This window comes from Ensifer sp. 1H6 (assembly GCF_001976035.1).
Lineage (GTDB): Bacteria > Pseudomonadota > Alphaproteobacteria > Rhizobiales > Rhizobiaceae > Ensifer > Ensifer canadensis.
On sequence record NZ_MOAI01000072.1, the window covers coordinates 1 to 2,545 of the forward strand.

Genomic DNA, 2,545 nt, shown 5'->3' on the forward strand with positions numbered 1-2,545 from the left:
GCGCCGTTTCGTTTTGACGACTGCACGCAGGCATCGACGAAGGCCATGCCCTTCATACCGTCGTCGATTGTCGGATAGGTGACGGCGGCATCGATCGCCTCGCCCTTTCGTTTGGCGAAGATCGCCCGGGCCGCTTCGGTGTAGATATTGGCAAACCCTTCGAGATAGCCTTCGGGGTGGCCAGAAGGAATGCGGCTGACGCGAGCGGCGGCCGGGCCGGAGCCGGCACCAGCCCGGGTGAGCAGCCGCTTCGGCTCGCCGAACGGCGTGTACCAGAGATAGTTCGGGTCCTTCTGCGTCCATTCGAGCCCACCCTTGGTGCCGTAGACCCGCACCATCAGGCCGTTCTCGTGGCCGGGCGCCACCTGGCTGCACCAGAGCAGCCCCTTGGCGCGCTCGCCGTCCTTTTTCTTGAAGCGCATCATCACATGGGCATTGTCGTCGAGCTTTCGGCCGGCAACGAAGCTGTCGAGGTCGGCGGCAAGTTCCTCGAGTTCCAGCCCGGAGACGAAGGCGCCGAGATTATAGGCATGGGTGCCGATGTCGCCGGTCGAGCCGCCGGCGCCGGAGCGGGCCGGATCGGTGCGCCAGGCCGCCTGTTTCTGGCCCGACTGCTCGATATTCTCCGTCAGCCAGTCCTGCGGATATTCCATCTGCACCAGCCGGATAGCGCCGATGTCGCCATTTTCGACCATCGCGCGCGCCTGGCGCACCATCGGATAGCCGGTGTAGTTGTGGGTGAGCACGAACAGCGCCTCGCTGTCGTCGGCCGCCTTCTTCAGCTTCTTCGCATCCGAAAGCGTCGAGGTCAGCGGCTTGTCGCAGATCACATGGATACCGCGCTTCAGGAATTCCTTGGCGGCGGCATAGTGCACATGGTTGGGGGTGACGATCGCCACCGCCTCGATGCCGTCCTTCAGCTTGGCCTCGCGGATCGCCATTTGCTTGAAGTCGGAATAGACCCGCGACGGATCAAGCCCGAGCTCGCGGCCGGAGCTTTCGGCCTTGTCCGGCGTCGACGACAGGGCGCCGGCCACCAGTTCGTAGTGATCGTCGAGCCGGGCGGCGATGCGGTGCACCGCGCCGATGAAGGCGCCCGAACCGCCGCCGACCATGCCGAGCCTGATCCGCCGCTCGCGCTTCTCGCTCGTTCCCTCGATTGCCATCGTTTTGTCTCCCTGTTCTGAACCTGCTCTATCGTCTCGTTGTCATCGTCGTGCGGCTGTCATCCGCCTGCCGGCACCTTCTCCCCGCCGGGCGGGGAGAAGGAATATGCGGCACCCGCTCGCACCACCAGCCAAGACAGCAGCGCCAGCGTCAGCTCACATCCCCTCCTCCAGCAGCTGGCAGAAGGGCGATCGCGACGGCGTTTCCTCTCGCTCGGCAGCACCGTGTGGCACGTCCCCTCTCCCCGCTTGCGGGAGAGGGTTAGGGTGAGGGGCTACGGCCGGGGGCGCACTGCGGCCATCGCCGGGCAGGCGCCACCGTTGGCTCTATACCTGCCTCAGATCCCCAGCAGGCGCCGGTTGGCGGCCTCGTCGGTGCCGCCGTCGGCAAAGTCGTCGAAGGCCTTTTCGGTAACCCGGATGATGTGGTGCCTGACGAACTCGGCGCCTTCGCGCGCGCCGTCTTCGGGATGCTTCAGACAGCACTCCCATTCCACCACCGCCCAGCCGGAAAAATCATTGGCCGCCATCTTGGAAAACACCGCGCCGAAATCGACCTGGCCGTCGCCGAGCGAACGGAAGCGCCCGGCCCGGTTGACCCAGCCCTGGTAGCCGCCATAGACGCCCTGCCTGCCGGTCGGGTTGAACTCGGCATCCTTGACGTGGAACATCCGGATGCGATCCTTGTAGATGTCGATGTTGTCGAGATAGTCGAGGCATTGCAGCACATAGTGCGAGGGGTCGTAGAGCATGTTGGCGCGGGCATGGTTGCCGGTACGCTCTAAAAACATCTCGAAGGTGATGCCGTCGTGCAGGTCCTCGCCCGGATGGATCTCGTAGCAGATGTCGACGCCGCAATCCTCGGCATGATCGAGGATCGGTTTCCAGCGCCGCGCCAGTTCGTCGAAGGCGGTCTCGACCAGGCCGGCCGGCCGCTGCGGCCAGGGATAGACGAACGGCCAGGCAAGCGCGCCGGAAAAGCTCGCCATCGCATTAAGCCCGAGGTTCTTCGACGCCGTCAGCGCCATCTTCACCTGCTCGACCGCCCATTGCTGCCGTGCCCCAGGATTGCCGCGCACTTCCGGCACGGCAAAACCGTCGAACACCTCGTCATAGGCCGGATGGGCGGCGACCAGTTGGCCCTGCAGATGGGTCGACAGCTCGGTGATCACAACGCCGTTGTCGCGGGCAATGCCGGACAGCTCGTCGCAATAGGCCTTCGACGTCGCCGCCTTCCGCAAGTCGATCAGCCTGGTATCCCAGGTCGGCACCTGCACGCCCTTGTAGCCGCAATCGGCAGCCCACTTGGTGATCGCCGCAAACGAGTTGAACGGCGCCGCATCCCCGGCAAACTGCGCAAGAAACAGACCGGGGCCCTT

Annotated in this window: 2 protein-coding genes; both read right to left on the reverse strand. The window is 64.9% G+C overall.

Annotated elements, in window-relative coordinates; all coding sequences use genetic code 11:
* The coding region (locus tag BKP54_RS34665; RefSeq protein WP_084815708.1) for a Gfo/Idh/MocA family oxidoreductase at positions 1 to 1,166 on the reverse strand (1,166 nt) is incomplete at its 3' end.
* A gap of 338 nt (positions 1,167 to 1,504) precedes the next feature.
* Positions 1,505 to 2,545: sugar phosphate isomerase/epimerase (locus BKP54_RS34670; RefSeq protein WP_084815709.1), on the reverse strand; the 1,041-nt coding region annotated here is incomplete at its 5' end.